This window comes from Staphylococcus sp. 231237_7MaSpsaltlick (genome assembly GCF_043107035.1).
The window spans coordinates 1-523 of the sequence record NZ_JBICNX010000307.1; the positions used below are offsets into that span (position 1 = coordinate 1).

Genomic DNA, 523 nt, shown 5'->3' on the forward strand with positions numbered 1-523 from the left:
GTCCAACACTTGAAGAAATAACCCCAGTTATCCCTTCAAGTGTACCAAGGCCTCCTAGAAGTGCTATACAAGCATGACCAAAATCTACCATTTTAGATTTTCTTTTGGACATAGTAGTTATAATATGTAATTCGGTTAAATTAGGATGAGAAAGTTCCCTTCCCATTAAAAATTCTAGAACCACACCAATGACTTCACCATTATTTTTTAATACAGTATCAGCTAATAGTCCCATTAGACCTACTTTACCACTACCATAAATTAAAGTATGGTCATTTTCAGCTATCCATTCACCTAATTATATACATATTACACACGCTGAGGGAAGCTCTATTTTGCATCGAGAAAGTATTCAACGGATAAATTTATTATACTAAGCAGTGATATTTTCTTAGGTTCATTACCTCGTTCATTTGTGATAATTAATGTACTTTCTAATACATCTATCTTCTTTATATCCTTGAATAGAAAAATTATATTCATCTTTATTATATTCTATTGTGGCAAAAGAATTGTTATTGAT

The 523-nt window shown here is 31.2% G+C and carries 1 protein-coding gene; it reads right to left on the reverse strand.

Translation table 11 applies throughout. The annotated features are described in order from the left end of the window. Positions 1–286 (reverse strand): LOG family protein (locus ACF91D_RS31615; protein WP_392438675.1); only part of this gene is annotated, 286 nt, incomplete at its 3' end. Positions 287–523 lie beyond the last annotated feature (237 nt).